Genomic DNA, 22,172 nt, shown 5'->3' with positions numbered 1-22,172 from the left:
GGGAGCGAGCAAGCCCGCTCCCACATTTGGACTGTGTTGAATCAGTTCGCGCCGAAAAACGGCCTGATCCCGTGATCCCGGAAGTACCGCTCGATCACCTTGGGATCGGCAGAGTTGTCGGCAATCGCCACATACGTATCCGGCCGCAACAGGTAAAACCCGTTACGCCCAAGGCCTGCCGCTTCAAACGCCGCCCGCCAGTCAAAAACATGCAACGGCAAATGATGTTCGTGGCACCAGGCGATCATTTCTTCGCTGGTGTCGCCGTACACATGCACCTGCCAGGTTGCGCATTTCAGCGATTCGAAATTGTCCCCCTCACCGTCGTGAGCCCAGGGCAGGCGGTCGCCACCGTGAACATGACCGGCAACGCCCGTGCTCAACGGCATCCCACGATAATTCAGGGTGATCTGCGACACCGTGCGAAACAGGAATTCACGGGACGCCTCAAACGATGCCATTTTCGGAATCACGAACGGCGCCAGACGCGTGCGCAGCACATCGGCCATGCGCCCTTCGGCCGTGACGAAAGTGAACACCCGATCGGTGGTGGCGACCAGTTTGCGGGCAAACGCGATGCGCTCGGTTTCGTAGGTGTCGAGGAGTTTGGCCTCAGCGCCGCCGCTCAACACCGCCGCGAGTTTCCAGGCGAGGTTGATGGCGTCTCCAATGCCGGTGTTCATGCCCTGACCACCGGCGGGGCTGTGGACGTGGGCGGCGTCACCCAATAGAAACGCGCGCCCGGTGCTAAAGTGATCCGCCACCCGATGATGCACGCGGTAGGTCGAGAACCAGTTCAGTTGCTCGATCTTTACTTTCATATGCTCGATGGCCCGGCTGCTGACGTCTTCAAATTGCAGGGTTTCGGCCTGCTCGGCGCGCTCGTCGCGTACGGTCCCGATCAGGCGGGCGCGGCCTTCACCGGCCAAGGGAAACACCGCGAGAAAATCCGCTTCATCAAGATCCACATGCAGTTCGCCGTTGAACGTCGGCCCGCTGGCTTGCACGTCGGCGACGTAGAAAATCTGCTGGTAGGTGCCGCCGGGAAATCCGGTGTCCAGGGTCTTGCGCACGATCGACCGGGCACCGTCGCAACCTGCCAGATAGCAAGCCTGGCAGGTTTCCTCCTGACCATCGGCCAAGCGCAAATAGGCGGTGATGCCGTCACCGGTTTCCATGAAACTCTCAAGTTCAGTGTTGCGCTCGACCTTGATGCCAAAGGCTTCGAGGCGGTCTATCAGCAGCCGTTCGTGTTCGTCCTGAGGAAAGATTTCGAGGAACGCATAAGGCGTCAGGCCTTCGCCGATGCGGCTCAGCGGCAAGCGCGCCACGGGTTCGCCCTTGACCCAGAAGTTCGCCGCGGCCACACGATGGCCGTTCTGCACCACCGCATTGCTGAGGTCGAGCTGGCGATACAGCTCCAGCGTCCGCGCCTGGACGGCCAGCGCCCGCGAAGTGGTTCCGGGTGCCGACGTCTTGTCGATGATGCGTACTTGCACGCCAAGTTTGCTCAGCCACAGCGCCAACACCAGCCCGGTCGGGCCGGCGCCGATGATCAGAACGTCGCTACGGTTCATGAGACTGTCCTCCTCGGTGTGTGGCTCAAGTATGGTTCAGCCGCGACGAACGGGCAGGTTGTCTGCCAAACGGAAAAAGGCCCCGCGCCGCTACGGGGAACAGTGGGGGGCGGCGAGAGTCATAGCCTGCGCCATGCCATTGATCGTATGGTTAACCCGGCTCAACGGATTTGATGGAGCAACATGCAAGCCAATCGATTGATGATGAGCGTCGCCGCGCTGCTGGTGCTGGCCGGTTGCGGCACTCAGCGCACGCAAGAGCTCCCTGCGCGCAAGCCTGCCGAGGTCAAGGCCGAGATCGTGCGCCTGCTGCCGGCCCAAACCACCGATCGCCAAGGCTGGGCTACCGATATTTACGCAGCATTTGCTGCCCAGAACATTTATCCATCCACCCAAAACCTGTGTTCGGTACTGGCGGTCACCGAGCAGGAATCGACCTTTCAGGTGGACCCGCCGGTACCGGGCCTGGGCAAAATCGCCCGCGAGGAGATCGACCGCCGTGCCGACAAAGCCCACATTCCCGGCCTGCTGGTGAGCGGTGCGCTGCAGGTGAATTCATCCAATGGCAAAAGCTACAGCGACCGACTCAATGCGGCGCGCAGCGAAAAAGAGCTCAGCGCGATCTTCGATGACTTCATCGGCATGGTGCCCATGGGCCGGACGCTGTTCGGTGGCTTCAACCCGGTGCACACCGGTGGGCCGATGCAGGTCAGCATCGATTTCGCCGAGCAACAGGCGAAGGCATATCCGTACCCGGTGGACGGCTCGATCCGTCATGAAGTGTTCAGTCGTCGCGGCGGCCTGTATTTCGGTATTGCCCACTTGCTCGGTTATCCGGTGAGCTACAAACAACCGCTGTATCGCTTTGCCGATTTCAATGCCGGTTGGTACGCCAGTCGCAATGCCGCGTTTCAGAACGCGGTGAGTCGCGCGTCGGGCATACCGCTGGCGCTGGATGGTGACCTGGTCCGCTACGACTCGATCATGCCTGGCACCACGGAATTGGCGGTGCGTACACTCGGCAAGCAACTGGGCATGCGCAATCCGACCATTCGGGACCAATTGGAGGAGGGCAAAAACTTCGAATTCGAGGACACCCAGCTCTATGCACGGGTTTTCGCCCTGGCCGAAAAGGCGGAAGGTCGGCCATTACCGCGTGCGGTGTTGCCGGGGATTGCGCTGCAAAGCCCGAAAATCACCCGAAAACTCACCACGGCGTGGTTTGCCAAGCGGGTCGATGAGCGTTATCAGCGTTGCATGGCGCGGGCTGGCAAGTGACCGAGCGCAAAAAACAGGCGTAAAAAAACCCGGCTGATGAGGCCGGGTTTTTCATTGAATGCTGCGAAAAAACCATTCATTTATACAGCGCGGCTTTCGATCAGGCGGTCCGAACCACCTTCAGCAACGCGGTTCTCGATCAAACGATCGGAGCCACCTTCAGCGACGCGGTTTTCGATCAAACGATCGGAACCACCTTCGGCAACGCGGTTTTCGATCAGACGATCCGAACCACCTTCAGCCACTCGACTTTCAATCAGACGATCCGAGCCGCCTTCAGCGACAACCGGGTGAGTAGAGGTAGCGGCGAAAGCGTTAACTGCAAAAACCGAGAAAACGATGCTGAGGATAGTTTGGCGTTTCATGATGGTGTGCTCCGGGGTGTAGTTGTTGGGTCTGGAGCTGATGTTACGCCGCGGATTTTTTATGAGAACTTCATTGCCGTGATGGTGAACATCGACGGCAATGATAGGAAGGACGACGCACCCCACGCGAGCACGATGGTTCAGTTCAACGACTCACGTGCGACGACGGACAAACTTGCGCCACAACCAGACCCACAGCATGAACAGCGGGAAGGCCAGAATCAGGAAGGGCAGGGCGTAGCTGACTTTTTCCAGCGCATCGGCGGCGCCATCGGCCAGGTTGTCCAGCAAATTGCTGAACGCTTGGCTCAGGTGCGACGAGCGACTGCTGGCGCCGGTCGGCAGGAACGACAACGTGACCCGATTGGTGTCCAGTCGGCGCTGGTGCCCGGCGGCGATCTGGGCCAGGGCTTGCAGGTCGTTTTCGATCCCGGCCTGTTCCTTGCTCAAGGTGATCAGATCCGTAACGCTGATGTCTTTGCGGGTCGCCAACTCATCCAGACGTTGCTGCTGAGCCTTGAGTCGCTCTTGACGCCGACGAGTGTCGTCCACGGCATCGGCCAGGTCTTCGGCACTGGTGATCCGTTGACCCAGTTCCCCACCCTCGGCCGCCATCGTGACCAGCGGTTCGACGCCAGCGGGGGCAATGCGCAAAGTGATCTCGGCGCGGCCGGCGCCTTGCTCGATACGCAGAACGTTACAGGCCCCGAAGCGTGCGGTTTCGCAGGCCTCACGCGTGGCCTGCAAGCGCGGCCCGATTTGCGCCTGGGGCAGCAACAGTTGCAGTTCGTGCTCATAGGCGAGCATGGCGCCACCGCGCCCTTGTTCACCGGCTAGACTGGCCGATGACGAGTGTTCGCTCGGCGAGCAGCCACTCAAGGCCAGGCCAGCCAGAAGCAACCCATAGAGACGAAGAAGCGGGGCGAGACCGCCATCCTGTTGGCGCATGTTCTTTCCTTGAAGTGTGCAGTAGGTCTTGAACCGCGACGGGTAGTCATGAGTGCGGCCCGGGAGGCGTATCTTACCTGTATCGCCCGGCCCAATGGCAGGGAGCGTGCCTCGTGCCCACTCGTCTGCTGACTCTATTTTCGTTTCGCCAGGAGCGCGCGATATGTACCAGCTATACGGACACCAGAACTCCGGCGCTGCCGCGATAGAAGCGGCACTGGAGCTTTGCGAAATTCCTTACCGCTTTATCGACGTTGAATCCTCTCCCGAGGCGACCCACGCGCTGGAGAAGCTCAATCCGCTCAAACAGATCCCGACCCTGCAATTGCCCGATGGCAGCGTTCTCACCGAGAGCGCGGCGATTCTGATTCACCTGGGGCTCACGTTCCCCCAATCAAACCTGTTGCCGAAAAACCCCGCCGCGCGGGATCAGGCCATTCGCGGCCTGGTGTACATCGTCAGCAATTGCTATTCGGCCATCGGCATCATCGACTACCCCGAGCGCTGGTTGGCCGAGGCGGATGAATCGTCCCGGCAAAACCTCATGATCGGCACCCGCGCGCGACTGCACAGGAATTGGGAGGTGTTTGCCGATCAGTTTTCGGGCGATTTGTATCTGGGTGATGAGACGCCGGGTGCCCTGGATGTGCTGGCGGCGGTGGTTTCCAGATGGGCGGGTAGCCGGGAACATTTACGCAGCGCAAGGCCTGGGTTTTTCGCGTGGCTTACGCGCATCGACCGGCACCCGACATTGGCACCGGTCTTCGCGCGGCATTGGCCGGGCTGAAAAGATCGCAGCCTGCGATCTTTTGATCTGCGCTTACTCGCCGCGGATGTACTGCTCTAACTGGCGAATCAGCTCAGCCTGTTCGGCGATGGCCTCCTTGACCAGGTCGCCGATCGACAGCAAGCCGATCAATGTGCCGTTTTCCACCACCGGCAAGTGGCGCAGGCGTTTGTCGGACATGATGCCCATGCAGGTTTCGACGGTTTGATGGGTGTCCACGGTGATCACCGGCGACACCATGATGTCTTCGACCGGTGTACCAACGGAAGAGCGGCCCTTGAGCACGAGTTTGCGCGCATAGTCACGCTCGCTGATGATGCCGACGACCTCGCCATTCTTCACGACCGGCAAGGCACCGACGTTTTTCGCGGCCATGACCATCAGCGCTTCCAGCACCATTTGATGCGGTGCAATGGTGTGGACTTCATGGTTCTGTTCAGCCTTTAACTTCAGCAGTTGGGCGACGGTTTTCATGGCAGTTTCTCAGGTGTTGTCGTTGTCCTTGAAGAATCGTAGACACGGGCGCTGAGGGCAAGGCAGAAAGCGGCAGATAACGCGCAAAAAACGCCATTCAGCGGTTTTTCTTTCGAATATCTCCGTAGCAGGTCGATAAACACCTGCAATCTGGCAGCGACTTCAAGAGCCACCCCTCACCCCAGCCCTCTCCCCAAGGGGGAGAGGGGAAAGGGAGCCGATCTTCATGGTTTTCGAACCTGAGTTCGACTTGATATCTCAGGTCGATGTAGCTCTAAGAACACCTCGGTCAGTCCCCTCTACCCCTTGGGGAGAGGGTTAGGGTGAGGGGGCGATCCAAAGGCTGCCAAATCCATAAGCCACCACGCTCTCCATCCCGATCCCGCGTAGAATCTCCCTCTGAATCAGATTCGAGGTTGCAGTGGTGGATTTACAGCGGGGCTTCGTCCTGACCCGGCATTGGCGCGATACCCCGGCCGGTACGGAAGTCGAGTTCTGGCTGGCGACCGACACCGGTCCCCAGCGGATCCGTCTGCCTCATCAACCGTCGGTGGCGTTCATCCCCGCAGCCCAGCGTGAGCCGGCCGAAGTGCTGCTGCGCAGCGAAAAGAACGTCGAGCTGCGGCCGTTGGCGTTGCTGGATTTCGAGCACCGCCCGGTACTCGGTCTGTATTGCCAGCAGCACGGTCAGTTGATGCGCCTGGAAACCGCGCTGCGCAAGGCCGGCGTCGATATGTTCGAAGCCGACGTGCGCCCGCCGGAACGTTACATGATGGAGCGTTTCATCACCGCGCCGGTCCGGTTCAATGGCACGCCGAACGCCGAGGGCCTGCTGCTCGATGCGCAGATGAAACCCGACCCCGACTATCGCCCGAACCTCAGGCTGGTCTCACTGGACATCGAAACCACCGCTCAGGGCGAGCTGTACTCCATCGCCCTGGAAGGCTGCGGCGAGCGCCAGGTCTACATGCTCGGCCCGCCCAATGGCGACGACAGCGAGGTGGATTTCCAGCTTGAATACTGCGATTCCCGAACCCTGCTGCTGAAAAGACTCAACGAGTGGTTCGCCCGCCATGACCCCGACGCGATCATCGGCTGGAACGTCGTGCAATTCGACCTGCGTGTGCTCCACGAACACGCCCGGCGCCTGGCGGTGCCGCTGAAACTGGGGCGTGGCGGCGAGGAAATGCAGTGGCGCGAACACGGTAGCCGCAACCATTACTTCGCCTCGGCCGCCGGCCGGCTGATCATTGACGGCATCGAATCCCTGCGTTCGGCGACCTGGAGTTTCCCTTCGTTCAGCCTGGAAAACGTCGCGCAAACCCTGCTTGGCGAGGGCAAGTCGATCGACAATCCGTACCAGCGCATGGACGAAATCAACCGCATGTTCGCCGAGGACAAACCGGCCCTGGCCAAGTACAACCTCAAGGACTGCGAGCTGGTGACGCGGATTTTCGCCAAGACCGAGCTGCTGACCTTCCTGCTGGAACGGGCCAGCGTCACCGGGTTGCCGGCAGACCGCAGCGGCGGCTCGGTGGCGGCGTTCACGCACCTTTACATGCCGCTGATGCATCGCCAGGGGTTCGTTGCGCCGAACCTTGGGAACAAGCCTGCGCAAGCCAGCCCCGGCGGTTTTGTCATGGACTCGCAACCGGGCCTGTACGAATCGGTGCTGGTGCTCGATTACAAAAGCCTCTATCCATCGATCATCCGGACCTTCCTCATCGACCCGGTGGGCTTGATCGAGGGGCTTGAACATCCCGATGACAGCGAGTCGGTGCCAGGTTTTCGCGGTGCGCGTTTTTCCAGAATCCGGCATTGCCTTCCCGCCATCATCGCCCGGGTCGCCGAAGGTCGCGAAACCGCCAAGCGCGAACACAACGCGCCGTTGTCCCAGGCCCTGAAGATCATCATGAACGCCTTTTATGGCGTGCTCGGTTCCAGCGGTTGCCGCTTCTTCGACACACGCCTGGCATCGTCCATCACGCTTCGCGGTCACGAGATCATGCTGCGTACGCGACAGCTGATCGAAGCCCAGGGCCATACGGTGATTTACGGCGACACCGACTCGACCTTCGTCTGGCTGCGCCGTGCCCACGGTCAACAGGAAGCAGCGCAGATCGGCCGCGCGCTGGTGGATCACGTCAACCAGTGGTGGTGCGAGCATGTGCAGCAGGAATATGGTCTGGAAAGTGCGCTGGAGTTGCAGTTCGAGACCCACTACAAGCGCTTTCTGATGCCGACCATTCGCGGCGCCGAGGAGGGCAGCAAGAAGCGTTATGCTGGGCTTGTGACCCGTGCCGATGGCACCGACGAAATGGTCTACAAAGGCCTGGAAACCGTGCGCACCGACTGGTCGCCGCTGGCCCGGCAATTCCAGCAGGAACTGTACCTGCGCATCTTCTATCGCAAGCCTTATCAGGATTATGTGCGCGACTATGTGCGCAAGACCTTGGCGGGGGAGTTCGACGATCGCCTGATCTACCGCAAGCGCCTGCGCCGCACTCTCGATGACTATCAGCGCAACGTGCCGCCCCACGTGCGGGCCGCGCGGATTGCCGATGAATACAACGACCAGCAGGGCCGTCCGCGGCAATACCAGAACGGTGGCTGGATCAGTTACGTGATCACCGTCGCCGGGCCCGAGCCGCTGGAAATCCGCAGCGCGCCCATCGACTACGACCACTACGTCACCCGCCAACTGCAACCGGTGGCGGACGCCATTCTGCCCTTCGTGGACGACGACTTTTCAACCTTGATTGGTGGGCAGTTGGGCCTGTTTTGAGTCCAGCAGCAACAACGTCCAGTCATCCAGGATGCCGTGGAAATACTGGTCCAGCGCTTGATGAAAATCGCTGTTAGCGCCGGCAACCTGGGCGAACAGCGTCATGGAAGAGTGAAACTTGAGATTGTCGGGGTGACCGAAGATGGCCGTAATTGAGCTGTTTTCGATGTTCAGCACCAATTGCGTGCAGGTGCGCAACCGTGAACCCAGCAGCGGATGATTGAGGTACGCCGCGGCTTCCTCTTTGGAGCGAATGGCAAAGTGGCGGGACATCTCGCTGCCGCCCAATCCTGAGAATTGCGGAAAGATGAACCACATCCAATGACTGCGCTTGTGACCGGCGTTCAGCTCGGCCTGGACCCGTTTGTACACCGGGTCCTGTGCCTGGATAAAGCGTTGCAGATTAAAGGAATCGAGCTGATCGGTGCTTCTCATGAAGAAGCCCTCTGTCAGAACCGCGATGGCTCAGACCATGGCCAATCGCTGTTTGCGTTGTGGCGCGCGAAACGCCTGGTCCAGCGCCTCCAGATCCCCAGCCTCCAGTTGCAATTGCGCGGCTTGCGCGTTGAGTTGAACGTGCTCGGGTCGGACCGCTTTGGGGATGGCGATCACGCCTTCCTTACGCAGCATCCATGCCAGCGCTACCTGGGCCGGCGTCACACGGTGACGGGCGGCTATTTGTGTGAGCATTGTATGGTTCAGCATAGGCCCACCCTGACTGATCGGACAGTAGGCCATGACCGGCATTCGATGCTGGCGGCTCCAGGGCAGCAGATCAAACTCGATGCCGCGTTCTTCCAGGTTGTAGAGCACCTGATTGGTGGCACAGGCCGGTGAGGCCAGTTCCTTCAGGTCGTCGACGTCGAAATTGGAGACGCCCCAGCGACCGATCTTGCCTTCTTCGCGCAGGCGTTCGAAGGCTTCGACCGTTTCTTCGAGGGGATACTGGCCGCGCCAGTGCAGCAGGTAGAGATCGATGTAATCGGTATCCAGCCGCCGCAGACTGCGTTCGCACGCCTGGGGGATGCCTTTGCGGCTGGCGTTGTGTGGGTATACCTTGCTGACCAGGAACACTTCGTCACGCCTGCTGGCGATGGCTTCACCGACCACTTCCTCAGCGCCGCCCTCGCCGTACATTTCAGCGGTGTCGATGAGGGTCATGCCCAATTCGATACCCAGGCGCAAAGCCGCCACTTCCTGGGTGTGCCGGGAACGATCTTCGCCCATGCGCCAGGTGCCTTGGCCGATGACCGGTACGTTGACGCCGGCCAGTTCGAGGGTCCGCATTCAAATCTCCTTATTTTGAATCAATGAGTACTCTTCGGTTGGCAACAGAATACCCCGGTGGTTCCATCGACCTGTAGCAGCTGTCGAGCCTGCGAGGCTGCGTCCGGCTGCGAAGCAGTCGCCGAATCAAACAATGAGGTGTTTCAGGAGCATCGCGTGCGCAGGAACTGCGAGGACTTCGTCCTCGGACGCAGCCTCGCGGGCTCGGCAGCTGCTACATGATCGTGTGATGTCGGATAGTCAGTTGGCAGAAAACTTCATCACAGTGCTCTGGGCATAGGTCTTGCCCGGGTCCAGTCGCGTGGACGGAAAGTTCGGCTGATTCGGTGAATCCGGATAGTGCTGAGTCTCCAGCGTGAACGCGCCCCAGTGTGGATAGACCTTGCCAGCCTTGCCCTTGACCGAACCGTCGAGGAAGTTGCTGGTGTAGAACTGCACACCGGGCTCGGTGGTGTAGAGCTGCAATCGACGACCGGATTGCGGATCGCTGACCTCGGCGGCGAGTTGACCCACATCACCCATGGCGTTCAGCACCCAGTTGAAATCGAAGCCGCCCTGTTTCGGTTCGGCAAATTTCAACTGTGGGTGATCGGCTTTGATGTTCTTGCCAATGGCGGTCGGTTGGGTGAAGTCCATCGGTGTGCCGGCCACCGGGGCCAGTTCGCCGGTCGGGATCAGCTTGCCGGTGACCGGCGTGTAATGGCTGGCGTGCAGGGTGGCGAGCTGTTTCAGCACATCACCGTTACCCGCGCCGGCCAGGTTGAAATAGCTGTGATTGGTCAGGTTCAACACCGTGGCTTTATCGGTGGAAGCCTTGTAGTCGATGCGTAGCTCGTTGTGCTCGTTGAGGCTGTAGGTGACCTCGGTTTTCAGGTTGCCGGGGAAGCCCATTTCACCGTCCGCCGACAGGTACGTCAGGGTCACGCCGACCGAATCCTTGCCGTTGCTCGGTTGGGCTTTCCAGACGTCTTTGTCAAACCCCTGAGGGCCGCCGTGCAGCGAATTGGAACCGTCGTTGAGCGGTACCTGATAGCGCTTGCCGTCCAGTTCGAAAGCACCGTTGGCCAGGCGATTGCCGAAGCGCCCGATGGTCGCACCGAAGTACGCCGTGCCGCTCTGATAGCCCTGCACGTTATCGAAACCGAGCACTACATCGTCGAACTTGCCGTTTTTGTCCGGCACTTTCAGCGACTGCAAAATGCCGCCGTAGGTAATGACCGTGGCGGTCAGGCCATGGCTGTTGCGCAAGATGTATTGCTCGACGGGCGTGCCGTCATTGGTTTTGCCGAAGGCCTTGTGTTCGCTGGACAGGCCGGCGGCCTGGGCGGAGAGGGTGGCGATCATCAGGGACAGTCCAAGGCCGCAGAGTGGGTGTCGGGATTGAAGCATGGTTGACCTTCCTTTTTGTTGTTTTTGACGAAGTAGTCATACTAATAATCGAGTTTTAATCCGATCAAGGAAGGATTTATAGCTTATGTATGAGCTGTTGCAATTATAAAGTATGACTAATGTGGTGATCTTCTTAACGGTTGCCAACGCTTACGGACCGTCGGCACTGCACTTTTCAAGGATTCACGGCTCTATCCTTGGCCAGCCTGCGGCGAATCCCCACCGCCGGCCCATGCCCAAGTTCAATAACCCATGGCTCGAGTTTTACCCCACACCACCACACCCATCCGCCGCCGTTGCCTGCTGTTGGCCTGCTTGTCGATGCTCGCAACTTCCGGGTGCAGTCAGCAGCAGGGCAGCGACATCGTCAGCCAGTTTCGTGAAGGCAAACCCCAGGAATTCCTCCAGACCAGCGTCGACCGCATGGCGACCCTGGCGATGCGTGACAACCTCGACAGCCTCTACCTGCTGATGAGCAAGCTCTACCTGCGCAACCCGGACGAGCTGAAAAAATCCGGCTTCCTCGACGCCCGCACCGCTGGCAAGCAAGTGCGCATAGCCATCGAACAGCAACAACCGCTGCCGACCCTGGGTGGCAAAAAAGACCTGGCAGCGTTGCGTTATGCCATGAGCCCGGAGTTTCTTGGCGACCGGGTCGGTGCATTCATCTATGCCATCGGCAGCATGCTCGTCACCGCCCATGGCAATCGACTCGAGTTCTACATGACGGATGTGATCAACCCGACGTTTGTCAGTAACGCGGCCCGCAACATCGAAATAGCCACCTGGATCCTCAGTCAGCGGCAAAACAAGAACGGCGAGCCGTTGCTGTTTTCCAACGAAATTTCGGAGGAGGGCAGCAACCTGAGTTTTGCCGTGGAGTTCGGCAAGATCGTCGCGCGGCTGGATTTGCTGACGCAGATGCTGGACGAGCGCTACCGCCGGATCGGCTTGAATTACGCCCAGAGTTTGCTGTTTTTGAATTTCTTGCCGGTGCAGTAAGCAAAGAAGTGCATAAAGATAGATCGCATCGATATATGTGGTTATAAGAAAAATCGCTATGCTGCGAGCCAGATTTTTCATGCGTTTTTTGTGGGCGTGTTAATGGAATTCGGTAATTTCGGTTTAGTCGTGGCAGGTCTGGTAGTCGGCTTTATTGTCGGGATGACCGGGGTTGGTGGCGGTTCGTTGATGACTCCCATTCTGTTGTGGTTCGGCGTCAATCCGGCCACCGCAGTGGGGACGGATTTGCTGTACGCGGCGATTACCAAGTCCAGTGGTGTGCTGGTTCATCGAAAGAACAAGAACATCGACTGGGCCATTACCGGTTGGCTGACCCTCGGCAGTGTGCCGGCAGTGGCGTTGACGCTATGGTTCCTTAGCACCTTGCAAACGTCGCCCGAGGCGATGAACGCGGTCATCAAACAGGCCTTGGGCTTTGTCCTGTTTGCCACGGCGCTGGCGATTTTCTTCAAGAAACGCCTGCTCGATTTCGCCCACAAACGCGCGGGCGGTCATTACAACCCCAGCGGCAACCGCTTGAATGCACTGACCGTGATCACCGGCCTGGTCCTCGGCACCATGGTCGCGCTGACCTCCATCGGCGCTGGCGCCCTGGGCACCGTCGCGTTGTTCATTCTCTATCCGCTGCTGCCGACCCGCCGCCTGGTGGGCACAGAGATCGCACACGCCGTACCGCTGACCCTGGTGGCCGGCCTCGGCCATGCGAGCATGGGCAACATGGATTGGCACGTGCTGGGTTATTTGCTGATCGGTTCGCTGCCGGGGATTTACCTGGGCAGCCACCTGACGGGCCGTATCTCCGATGAAGTGCTGCGGCCTTGCCTGGCCACGATGCTGGTGCTGATCGGGTACAAACTGGCCTTTTAATCGGGTGGAGGTTGCAGAAACAAACCAGCTTGGCAGGCCCGCTTAGGGCCGGGTCAGAATCTCCAGCAGATGCCCGTCCGGGTCATCGAAATAAACCCGCCGGCCACCGCCGTAATCGTTGATCTCGTTCGGTCGTTGTTTGCCGGGATCGGCCCACCAGGGTTGCTTTCGCGCTTGCAGGCGGGCGAAGGCCGCATCGAAATCCTCGTCACCGATCAAAAACGCGTAGTGCTGGGAGGCAATCGGCGGGTCATTGTCGTAGAAGTCCAGCGACACACCGTTGTCGAACTTGACGATCAGCATCGGGCCAAAGGGTTCGGGGCAGGGCAGACCGAGGATGTCTGCCAGATAGTTGGCTGATGTCTGCTTGTCGCGACACCAGACGATGGTGTGGTTCAACTGAGCGCTCATGCACAGGTCCTCACGGCGGATCAGGGCTTGGTTGTTGAGTTATGAGATTAGTTCAGCCTGTTGCGCAATGACCGCCCTGACCTAAGCTTGGGGCAAGGCGAGACATAATTGCGTGCGTCACCCGGAACGAACGCCGCGATGCGCAATCATTAGAGCGTGGATATCAAAAGGAGATGCGCATGCTCATCAGGTCATTGACCCTGACTACCCTGCTGGCTTTCGCCGGCCCCTTGTTCGCTGCCGATGACGGCTCACCGCTGGATATGGACAAGGGCAGGTCCCGGCCACTGATTGTCATCGCTCCAAGTACGGTCGATCCCACGTGGGTCAGCCTGAAAAAGTCGCTGGATGAGCCGGCCAATCGCAAGGGGTTCACCGAGCGAAACATGGTCCTGTACACCGTGCTTAATTTGATGGGCCAGCGCGAGGGCAAAGACCTGGGGCCACAAGACACGGCGGCATTGATCCGCTCGCTCAAGTTGGGTGCCGGCGCGAAGAGCAAAGTCATCCTGGTGGGTAAGGACGGGGAAAAGAAGCTTGAGAGTTCGGGGGATGAGTCAAAATCGATCGATTTGAAGAAAATTTTCGACACGATCGACGCCTTGCCAGCGACTGAGAAAGAAGCCGCAGCGCCGACGGTTGCGACGCCTGTTGAAGCGGCTGAACCGGTCAATGGTGCAAAGGGCGCCAAGGGCGCAAAACCAGGCAAACCGGCGAAACCTGCCAAGCCGCCTGAAATGCCGGATGATTAAACGCAGGCTTTTGTAGCAACAATGAAAAATGGGCGACCTCAAGAGGTCGCCCATTTTTTTGCTGCTTCTATTGGTCTCGGAAGTTTCCTGCAAGTCCTGTCGGTCTTGATGAACTGGTTTCTGTCAGAGCGCACCGCTAGCCTTCGTCAGCCACCGCAAAATCGCGGTCGGACGTGGGAATCCGCGACACTGAGGGATCCAGGGACGAAAAACACCAATGGCACAAAAAGGAGCCTCGTCTGTGAAAAAGTCCAGCAAGCATCAACCGAAAACCCCTACCGACGCCGATCATCTCGATCCCGCGAAGCTGTGTGAAACCACAAAAGGTGCAGTTACTCGAAGCCCCAGGCGCACTGCCACGGCCCAGCAGATTTTCACTGTTGCTCCTGGTGTCGACACACTAACCCTGCTAAATCAGGCCTGCGAAAACCTTGCCTCCCTGAATGTCCTGATTGCGAATTTTGCCGGGAAACTGGAAGGCTCGCACCGCAAGGTGCTGCTGTCGATTCAGCAATTGGCGGCGGTCACCGAGTTGTTGGTGAATCAGGCACGGGAAAATCTTGATCCGAGAAGCGATGCACCTGACGCACAGCCGTCGACTCGGCATTGAGCTGACGCAGTAACGACAATGGGCGACCTCAAAGGGGTCGCCCATTTTGTTTGTCCGCCGAAGATCTGTAGCAGCTGTCGAGCCTGCGAGGCTGCGTTCGAGTGCGCAGCAGTCGTGATCCGGCAAATGCGGTTTTCCTGAAAGAATTCGGTTGCAGGTTTTACGACTGCTGCGCACTCGAACGCAGCCTCGCAGGCTCGACAGCTGCTACTAGAAATCGCGTTTCACGGCTACTTGGCCAGTGCGCTCAATATCGTATGAGCAATCTTGATCCGCTCAGGGTTCGGGTAGTTTTTGTTGGCCAGGATCACGATGCCGATGTCTTTCGATGGCACATATGCAACGTAAGCACCGAAGCCGCTTGTTGAGCCGGTTTTGTTGATCAATACGTTTTCTGGTTGAGGTTGCGGCGGGGTCAGCCACTGGACTTCGTGAGCTTCCATCGCCATCTGCGTCGAGTTACCCGCCAGCAATGTATCGAGGGTGACCGGGTAGTTGTAGAACTCCCAACCCAGCCCCTGAGTCATCTCGCCAACCTTGTAGTAACCGGTATGCGTCGTGGCAATTGCCCGTTGCATCGGTTCTTCGAGGCTGGCCGGTTTCATGTTCGCCTCAACATAACGAATCAGGTCCGCGGCGCTGGTTTTCACGCCATAAGCCTCCGAATCCAGCGCCCCCGGCTCAACCCGCACGGGTTTGTCATCCTTGTCGTAACCCTGAGCGTAAAGACCCATTTGAGCCTGCGGCACTGTGAGGTAGGTGTGCTTCAGCCCGAGTTTCGGCAGCAGGTTTTTTTCCATCACGTCATCAAACGGTGCGCCCATGCTTTTGGCGGCGAGGTAGCCGAACAACCCCAGGCTCGGGTTCGAATACTGCCGATGGGTGCCTGCGGCATAAGTCGGTTTCCACTGCTTGAAATAGCCGAGCATCTTGTCCGGTGCATCGGCATCGTCGGGGAATTGCAGCGGCAGACCGCCGGCGCTGTAGGTGCCCAGTTGCAGCACGCTGATGGTGTCGAACGCGCTGCCACGCAGATCCGGCAGCACGCTGCTGGCATTGTCCGACAGGGACAGCTTGCCGGTGGCCTGAGCGTAGGCGGCGAGGGTGGCGGTGAAGGTTTTGCTCACCGAACCGATCTCGAACAGGGTGTCTTCGGTGACGGCTTTGCCGTTTTCCTTCGAGGCCACGCCGTAGTTAAAGTAATGCGGTTGGCCGTTGACGGTAATTGCGACCGCGACACCGGGGATCTGCTGTTGCTGCATCACCGGTTCGATGGCAGCCTTCACGATGGCTTCAATGCGGTCGTCAGCAACACAATGACCGGCGCTGAGGAGCAGTGCGAAAGCGCTGTAGAATGCGAGCTTGTTAGGCATGATTGGGTTACTTTCCATGAGGTTCAAGGGTAATAGCCGCTGCACTCAGAGCGGCTTTTCAATCCGGGTTGCTGATAGGCGAGCCAAATCTATGCAGTCTGCCGAGGTTCGACAACCGATGATATTTCGGACGAGCCATTAGAAAAATTTGGGAGTGGGCATGATCCGGCCTCAATTACCGCTCAATGCATTGCGCGCCTTCGAGGCCTCTGCCCGGCACTTGAGTTTCACCCGAGCGGCCGTTGAGTTGTGTGTTACTCAGGCGGCGGTGAGCCATCAGGTCAAGAGCCTGGAGTCTCAACTTGGCGTGACCCTGTTCAAGCGCTTGCCCCGTGGGCTTATGCTGACCAGCGAGGGCGAAACACTGCTGCCGGTGCTGCGCGAATCTTTCGATCGTATCGCGCAAACCCTTGAGCGATTCGAAGGCGGACATTTTCGCGAGGTATTGACGGTCGGCGCGGTGGGGACGTTCGCGGTGGGCTGGTTGTTGCCACGGTTGACCGACTTCCAGGCGAAACATCCGTTCATAGATTTGCGCCTGTCGACCCACAACAATCGAGTGGATGTGGCGGCTGAAGGGCTGGATTACGCGATTCGTTTTGGCGCGGGGGCGTGGCATGGCATTGAAGCGATGAGGTTGATCGAGGCACCGTTGTCGGTGTTGTGCGTGCCCGAGATTGCCCGGCAACTGAAAACACCGACAGACCTGTTGCAGCAAACGCTGTTGCGTTCCTATCGCACGGACGAGTGGCCCGAATGGTTCCAGGCCACCGGCCTATCGACCCACACAGCGTCGCCCCGAAGCATCGTCTTCGACTCATCGCTGGCGATGATGGAGGCAGCGCTGCAAGGGGCGGGGGTGGCCTTGGCGCCGCCGCTGATGTTCGGCCGGCAACTGGCGACGGGTGCAATAGAGCAACCGTTCGCCATCGGGATCACCACCGGCAGTTACTGGCTGACCCGTTTGCAGTCCCTCCCCGAAACATCGGCAATGACGATGTTCAAGGATTGGTTGCAGCAAGCGGCCCAGGGGCGTTAGCGCACCAGACACGGCCGCTTGTTATCGAACTTCCATCCCGGAATCAGAAACTGCATCGCCACGCTGTCATCCCGCGCGCCCAGTCCCATGCCTTTGTACAGCTCATGGGCCTTGGCCAACTGATCCATGTCCAGTTCGACACCCAGCCCTGGTTTCTTCGGCACCTGCACGCAGCCGTCGACGATTTGCAGCGGCGCTTTGGTCAGGCGCTGACCGTCCTGCCAGATCCAATGCGTGTCGATGGCGGTGATTTCACCCGGCGCGGCGGCCGCGACGTGGGTGAACATCGCCAGGGAAATATCAAAGTGGTTGTTGGAATGCGAGCCCCAGGTCAGGCCCCACTCATGGCACATCTGCGCCACGCGGACCGAGCCCTGCATCGTCCAGAAATGCGGGTCGGCCAGCGGAATGTCCACTGAGTGCAGCTGGATCGCGTGGCCCATTTCCCGCCAGTCGGTGGCGATCATGTTAGTGGCGGTTTTCAGGCCAGTAGCTCGACGGAATTCAGCCATGACTTCACGGCCCGAATAACCGTTTTCCGCGCCGCACGGGTCTTCGGCGTAAGCCAGTACGTGATGCTGATCCCGGCACAGGCGAATGGCTTCCTTGAGTGACCACGCGCCATTCGGATCGAGGGTGATGCGCGCATCAGGGAAGCGTTCGGCCAGGGCGGTGACGGCTTCGATTTCTTCATCGCCACTGAGTACGCCGCCCTTGAGTTTGAAGTCCTTGAAACCGTAGCGCGAGTGAGCCGCTTCGGCCAGACGCACCACGGCGTCGGCGGTCATGGCTTTTTCGTGACGCACGCGGAACCAGTCGTTGTCGGCGTCCGGTTCGCTGCGGTAGGCCAGGTCGGTTTCGTTGCGGTCACCGACATAAAACAGGTATCCGAGCATCTTCACTTCATCGCGCTGCTGACCTTCGCCGAGCAGGGCGGCGACCGGCACGTCCAGATGCTGACCGAGCAGATCGAGCAGGGCGGCTTCGAGGCCGGTGACGGCGTGGATGGTGATGCGCAAATCGAATGTCTGTAACCCGCGACCGCCGGCATCGCGGTCGGCGAAGGTCTGGCGCACTTGATTGAGGATCTTCTGATACGTCCCGATCGGGCTGCCAACCACTAATGAGCGAGCGTCTTCAAGGGTCTGGCGAATGCGCTCGCCGCCCGGTACTTCACCGACGCCGGTGTGACCGGCGTTGTCCTTGAGGATCACGATGTTGCGGGTGAAAAACGGCCCGTGAGCGCCGCTCAGATTGAGCAACATGCCATCGTGGCCGGCCACCGGAACAACCTGCATGCTGGTGATGATCGGGGCTTTGGCGGTTTCTTGTGGGTTCATTGTCATGTCCTTCAAAACAGTGCTCTTACATGAGTGTTCAGGCGTGGTTGGGCGCTGGTTTGGCCAGTGCAGAGGCAGGTGCGGATTTCGGTTTGTTGCGTGCGGCGAAGACGATGATTGCGGCAATGATCGAGGTCGCGGCCAAGCCGTACAGCCCGCCCTGAATCGAGCCGGTGCGTTCTTCCAGCAGACCGAACGTGGTCGGCGCGACAAAGCCGCCGAGGTTGCCCACCGAGTTGATCAGCGCGATCACACCCGCCGCGATCCGTGCGTCCAGATAGGCCTGAGGAATCGGCCAGAACAGCGACGACGCCGATTTGAAACCCAGCGCAGCAAAGCAGATCGCAACGAAGGCGAAGATCGGCCCGCCGGTGGTGGACATGAACATCCCGGCTGCTGCGATCAGCAGGGCCGCGGCGACCCAGGCTTGTTGATGCTTCCATTTGGCCGACAGCGAAGCGAAGGCGTACATGCCGACGATCGACAGCAACCACGGAATCGAGTTGAACAGCCCGACTTGAATATCGCTCAGGTCGCCCATCTTTTTGATGATGCTCGGCAGCCAGAAGGTCGCGGCGTAGATGGTCAATTGGATGAAGAAATAGATCAGGCAGAACAGAATGATCTGGCGATCCTTGAGCAGCGTGCCCAGCGACGGTTTGATCGGCGTCGCAGCTTCGCGGGCCAGTTGTTCGTCGTCGATGGCCTTGACCAGTGCGTCTTGTTCGGCGCGGCTCAGCCATTTGGCGTCGTGGGGTTTGGAGTCCAGCCAGAACCAGACAAACACGCACAGCCCGACCGAGAACATCCCTTCGATGAAGTACATCCATTGCCAGCCATGCATGCCAAAACCGCTGATTTGCAGCAGTAACCCGGACAGCGGGCCGGAGATCAGCGAAGCAATCGCCGAACCGCTGAGGAAGATCGCAATCGCCTTGCCGCGCTCCACGCCAGGCAACCAGCGGGTGAAGTAGTAAATCACTCCGGGGAAGAAACCTGCTTCGGCCACGCCCAGCAGGAATCGCAGGATGTAGAAGTGGGTTTCGTTCTGGATGAAGGCCATGCAAGCGGCGACCAGGCCCCAGGTCAGCATGATGCGGGTCAGCCAGATTCGCGCGCCGACTTTTTGCAGGAGGATGTTGGAGGGTACTTCGAACAGCGCGTAACCGATGAAGAACAGGCCGGCGCCAAGGCCGTAGGCGGCAGCGCCGATGCCCAGGTCATGTTCCATGTGGGCGCGGACGAAGCCGATGTTCACGCGGTCGATGTAGTTGACGATGAACATGATCACGAACAGCGGCAGTACATGGCGTTTCACTTTCGAGATGGCTGATTTCAGGACCGAATCGGCGCCATCGTTCATCCCGGATATGGATGTATTCACTGCGTTATCTCCCACTGATTATTTTTATGCGGGGTGTGACTGGGTGTTGCGATGTTGATAGACATCATACAACTGCATTTTTCCATACCGCAAGAGTGATTGCCCAACAAAATGGCGCTTTGTAGAGTGTTTATTATTCTTTTGCGCTGATGCACGACCTTTCTGATGGTCTCGAATATCCTGTTTGTTGAGTGTTGTCATACAAGCTGGTCGGTGTTTTCCTGAGATTCCCGTCGGGCGCAGTGCTACGATTCCGGTAGCCCTGCTTCCGGATGATCGCCATGCAAGAAGACCTCGACGCGCCTGCCCGCAAACGCACCCACAACCTGGCCCATGACCTGGTCGCCAAACTGACCCAGAGCATCCTGCTCGGCCAGATGCTGCCCGGGGACAAGCTGCCGTCCGAGAACACGATTGTTCAGGAGCACGGGGTCAGTCGCACGGTGGTGCGCGAGGCGATCTCGAAGTTGCAGGCGTCAGGGTTGGTGGAGACCCGCCACGGCATCGGCACCTTTGTTATCGAGCGAGTACCGGAGCAGGGACTGCGGTTGAACGTCGATACCGCGCTGGGGGTGCGCAGCATTCTGGAGTTGCGCATGGGCCTGGAAACCCAGGCCGCCGCTTTGGCGGCAACCCGTCGCACGGAGCATCAATTGGCGCAGATGCGCGAAGCGCTGGACGACTATCAAAGCCTCCTGGCCAACAACGACAGCTGCGTCGAAGCCGACAAGCGCTTCCACCTGCTGATCGCCGAAGCCACCGGCAACGTGTGCTTCACCGAAATCATGCAGCACCTGGGCAGCGCCATGATCCCGCGCACCCGCGTCAATGCCGTCGAGCGCGGCGCAGTGGACTTGAGCAAGCTCGGGCAACTGGCCAATCTTGAGCACGAGGCGATTCTCAACGCCATCAAACGTCAGGATCCAGATGCGGCGCGGGCGGCGATGTGGCTGCACCTGACCAACAGCCGCGACCGGTTTTCGGCCGATCGCTGACCACCGTTTGTCTACTCGATAGCACCTCATCCGCGGCCCTGCTTCCAACGAGTACGGCCCAGATTTGCTGGACCTCATCAGTGAGGTGCGTCATGGCTAACGATTCGATGTTCCAGGGTGGAACGCCCAATACCGATCCAACCCGACCCCTGCCCGGCACCGACGAGCCGCAGATGGATCACGACGCGCCACCCGGCATGGACCCTTCGCGAGCCCCGACCGAGCCCGACATTGATCGACCTGAAGACTGGATGGATCCTGATGCGGCCGAGGACGTGCCTGCGGCAGATGAGCCGACACCGCTGTCCGATGACAGGCGATAAAGAGAAACCCGGCCATTGCGCCTAATGCTGTTCACTTAAGACATTCTTCAGTCGAGCAAGAACCTGTGGCGAGGGGATAAATCCCCTCGCCACAAATGTGGACGCCCACGCTTAAGTGAACAGTGTCACGGCCATTGCGCCGGGTTTTTTGTGGACGACAGATTTGCATCAGGCCTCGGTTACTCGAGCAATCACCAGTCTGCGTTCCAGGTTCAAGGCCAACACGCTGACCAGCACCACCAGTGCTCCCCCAACGATCATCAACGTCGGTCGTTCGCCCAGCGCAAAAGAGGCAATCGCCATGGCGGTCGGTGGAATCAGATACAGCGTCATCGTTGCACGGCTCAAATCCACATGAGTGAGCACATAGGCCCAGGCGAGATACGCAAGGGCACTTGGGAAAATGCCCAGCCCGATGACCGCAAGCTGCACTTCAACCGGAGCGGTGATGACCTGGCTCACCAGCCCCGGGAGATAAACCAATAGCAGCAGCGTCCCGAACCAAACCGTGTAACACACCAGCGTCAGCCCGTCGTAGCGCCGCGAGTGATGCTTCTGCAAGGCAAAGTAGAAACTCCATGACACCGCCGCCAGCAGGATCAACAAACCATGGGTGTCGATGCTCCCCAGTCCGTGATCACCGGCCACCACAATCACCACGCCAATCAACCCCAGAAGAACGCAGCCCCAGCGCCACGCGCTCACCCGGTCCTTGAAGACGAAGCGCGCCAGCAGCGTGCTGAACAACGGCGTTGATTGCGCCAACACACTGGAGGCGCCGGCGCTGACACTTTGCTGGCCGAAGTTCAGCGCGACATGGTGCAGGCTCACGGCAAAGAAACCGAGCGCGAACAGCAGCGGCAGGTCACGAATTTTCGGCAGGCTGATACCCCGGAGCATCGCGACCACCGCCATGAATGCCGACGCCAGCAGAAACCGCAGCAAGGCCAGATGACCAGGTTCATAGGTATGCAAACCGATGTGAATACCGGTCGGTGAATAACCCCAGCAGCCGACCACAAATGCCATGGCCAGGATGAGTTTGACGGGAGAACCGGGGGAGGGCGTGAGTGGCTTCATGATCGGGCACCTGTAGGCGGATGCACCCAGTATCAGAAGCCTGACTGTTCACCACAACTGACTTATAGTGCGTCAACTATTCACT

General features: G+C 59.3%; 21 protein-coding genes and 1 pseudogene. 10 read left to right on the top strand and 12 right to left on the bottom strand.

The annotated features are described in order from the left end of the window. Positions 1-41 precede the first annotated feature (41 nt). The gene (locus tag ACSQ87_RS22510) at positions 42-1,577 is read right to left on the bottom strand and encodes an FAD-dependent oxidoreductase (protein WP_436274402.1); all 1,536 of its coding nucleotides are present in this window, start codon (positions 1,575-1,577) and stop codon (positions 42-44) included. 183 nt (positions 1,578-1,760) lie between these two features. Between ACSQ87_RS22510 and ACSQ87_RS22505 the strand changes: the two genes are divergently transcribed. Next, positions 1,761-2,855, top strand: coding sequence for a DUF1615 domain-containing protein (locus ACSQ87_RS22505; protein WP_436274401.1), 1,095 nt, complete (start codon positions 1,761-1,763; stop codon positions 2,853-2,855). Between the two features lie 89 nt (positions 2,856-2,944). On the opposite strand, the pseudogene ACSQ87_RS22500 reads toward ACSQ87_RS22505, so the two are convergent. Continuing rightward, positions 2,945-3,220, bottom strand: a pseudogene (locus ACSQ87_RS22500) (phage infection protein); the annotation flags it as partial. Between the two features lie 153 nt (positions 3,221-3,373). After that, positions 3,374-4,168 carry a DUF4349 domain-containing protein gene (locus tag ACSQ87_RS22495; RefSeq protein WP_436274400.1) on the bottom strand — a complete coding sequence of 265 codons (795 nt, stop codon included), beginning with the start codon at positions 4,166-4,168 and terminating at the stop codon, positions 3,374-3,376. 163 nt (positions 4,169-4,331) lie between these two features. Between ACSQ87_RS22495 and ACSQ87_RS22490 the strand changes: the two genes are divergently transcribed. After that, entirely contained in the window at positions 4,332-4,955 is a 624-nt protein-coding gene (locus ACSQ87_RS22490) for a glutathione S-transferase family protein (RefSeq protein ID WP_436274399.1), read from the top strand. Between the two features lie 33 nt (positions 4,956-4,988). Here the strand turns inward: ACSQ87_RS22490 and ACSQ87_RS22485 are convergent, their stop codons facing one another. Next, a complete protein-coding gene (locus tag ACSQ87_RS22485; RefSeq protein WP_033057363.1) occupies positions 4,989-5,429 on the bottom strand; it encodes a CBS domain-containing protein in 441 nt (146 codons plus the stop codon). Between the two features lie 424 nt (positions 5,430-5,853). Here ACSQ87_RS22485 and ACSQ87_RS22480 point away from each other — a divergent pair, with 424 nt between their 5' ends. Continuing rightward, a complete protein-coding gene (locus ACSQ87_RS22480; RefSeq protein WP_436274398.1) occupies positions 5,854-8,214 on the top strand; it encodes a DNA polymerase II in 2,361 nt (786 codons plus the stop codon). On the opposite strand, the gene ACSQ87_RS22475 is transcribed toward ACSQ87_RS22480, so the two are convergent. The 3 genes from ACSQ87_RS22475 to ACSQ87_RS22465 form a co-directional block, all read right to left on the bottom strand. Further along, the gene (locus tag ACSQ87_RS22475) at positions 8,179-8,649 is read right to left on the bottom strand and encodes a DUF1810 domain-containing protein (protein ID WP_223430669.1); all 471 of its coding nucleotides are present in this window, start codon (positions 8,647-8,649) and stop codon (positions 8,179-8,181) included. The two genes, ACSQ87_RS22480 and ACSQ87_RS22475, sit on opposite strands and share 36 nt — an antisense overlap. 30 nt (positions 8,650-8,679) lie before the next feature. Further along, the gene (locus ACSQ87_RS22470; RefSeq protein ID WP_223430668.1) at positions 8,680-9,501 is read right to left on the bottom strand and encodes an aldo/keto reductase; all 822 of its coding nucleotides are present in this window, start codon (positions 9,499-9,501) and stop codon (positions 8,680-8,682) included. A 240-nt stretch (positions 9,502-9,741) separates the two neighbouring features. After that, entirely contained in the window at positions 9,742-10,890 is a 1,149-nt protein-coding gene (locus tag ACSQ87_RS22465; protein WP_436274397.1) for an aldose epimerase family protein, read from the bottom strand. A 252-nt stretch (positions 10,891-11,142) separates the two neighbouring features. On the opposite strand from ACSQ87_RS22465, the gene ACSQ87_RS22460 reads away from it, so the two are divergent. Further along, on the top strand, positions 11,143-11,892 hold the full coding sequence (locus ACSQ87_RS22460; protein WP_436274396.1) for a hypothetical protein: 750 nt from the start codon (positions 11,143-11,145) through the stop codon (positions 11,890-11,892). 102 nt (positions 11,893-11,994) lie between these two features. Continuing rightward, positions 11,995-12,780: a sulfite exporter TauE/SafE family protein gene (locus tag ACSQ87_RS22455; RefSeq protein ID WP_046047606.1), complete on the top strand. Its 786-nt coding sequence runs from the start codon at positions 11,995-11,997 to the stop codon at positions 12,778-12,780. 42 nt (positions 12,781-12,822) lie between these two features. Here ACSQ87_RS22455 and ACSQ87_RS22450 read toward each other — a convergent pair whose 3' ends face one another. Further along, positions 12,823-13,191, bottom strand: coding sequence for a VOC family protein (locus tag ACSQ87_RS22450; protein WP_150656409.1), 369 nt, complete (start codon positions 13,189-13,191; stop codon positions 12,823-12,825). A 179-nt stretch (positions 13,192-13,370) separates the two neighbouring features. Here ACSQ87_RS22450 and ACSQ87_RS22445 point away from each other — a divergent pair, with 179 nt between their 5' ends. Next, a complete protein-coding gene (locus tag ACSQ87_RS22445; protein WP_150656408.1) occupies positions 13,371-13,943 on the top strand; it encodes a DUF4174 domain-containing protein in 573 nt (190 codons plus the stop codon). 241 nt (positions 13,944-14,184) lie between these two features. Next, positions 14,185-14,553 carry a DUF6124 family protein gene (locus tag ACSQ87_RS22440; RefSeq protein WP_223430665.1) on the top strand — a complete coding sequence of 123 codons (369 nt, stop codon included), beginning with the start codon at positions 14,185-14,187 and terminating at the stop codon, positions 14,551-14,553. Positions 14,554-14,783: 230 nt separating this feature from the next. Here ACSQ87_RS22440 and ampC read toward each other — a convergent pair whose 3' ends face one another. Further along, entirely contained in the window at positions 14,784-15,944 is a 1,161-nt protein-coding gene (gene ampC, locus ACSQ87_RS22435) for a class C beta-lactamase (protein ID WP_436274395.1), read from the bottom strand. A gap of 142 nt (positions 15,945-16,086) precedes the next feature. Between ampC and ACSQ87_RS22430 the strand changes: the two genes are divergently transcribed. Continuing rightward, the gene (locus ACSQ87_RS22430) at positions 16,087-16,965 is read left to right on the top strand and encodes a LysR family transcriptional regulator (protein ID WP_436274394.1); all 879 of its coding nucleotides are present in this window, start codon (positions 16,087-16,089) and stop codon (positions 16,963-16,965) included. Here ACSQ87_RS22430 and gudD read toward each other — a convergent pair. Together gudD and ACSQ87_RS22420 are read right to left on the bottom strand one after the other, a co-directional pair. Continuing rightward, complete coding sequence (gene gudD, locus ACSQ87_RS22425; protein WP_436274393.1) at positions 16,962-18,305, bottom strand: glucarate dehydratase; 1,344 nt, start codon at positions 18,303-18,305, stop codon at positions 16,962-16,964. The genes ACSQ87_RS22430 and gudD overlap by 4 nt on opposite strands. 37 nt (positions 18,306-18,342) lie before the next feature. Continuing rightward, positions 18,343-19,689, bottom strand: a complete 1,347-nt coding sequence (locus ACSQ87_RS22420) for an MFS transporter (protein ID WP_436274392.1) — start codon at positions 19,687-19,689, stop codon at positions 18,343-18,345. A gap of 281 nt (positions 19,690-19,970) precedes the next feature. Here ACSQ87_RS22420 and ACSQ87_RS22415 point away from each other — a divergent pair, with 281 nt between their 5' ends. After that, complete coding sequence (locus ACSQ87_RS22415; protein WP_436274391.1) at positions 19,971-20,684, top strand: FadR/GntR family transcriptional regulator; 714 nt, start codon at positions 19,971-19,973, stop codon at positions 20,682-20,684. A gap of 92 nt (positions 20,685-20,776) precedes the next feature. Beyond that, positions 20,777-21,007, top strand: coding sequence for a hypothetical protein (locus ACSQ87_RS22410; protein WP_436274390.1), 231 nt, complete (start codon positions 20,777-20,779; stop codon positions 21,005-21,007). Positions 21,008-21,175: 168 nt separating this feature from the next. On the opposite strand, the gene ACSQ87_RS22405 is transcribed toward ACSQ87_RS22410, so the two are convergent. Further along, positions 21,176-22,087 carry a DMT family transporter gene (locus ACSQ87_RS22405; RefSeq protein ID WP_436274389.1) on the bottom strand — a complete coding sequence of 304 codons (912 nt, stop codon included), beginning with the start codon at positions 22,085-22,087 and terminating at the stop codon, positions 21,176-21,178. Positions 22,088-22,172: the final 85 nt, after the last annotated feature.

Source organism: Pseudomonas sp. LjRoot277 (assembly GCF_964253845.1).
In the GTDB taxonomy this organism is placed as follows: Bacteria; Pseudomonadota; Gammaproteobacteria; order Pseudomonadales; family Pseudomonadaceae; genus Aquipseudomonas.
The sequence above is the reverse complement of the archived record's forward strand: the minus strand, read 5'-3'. Positions and strand labels throughout refer to the sequence as shown.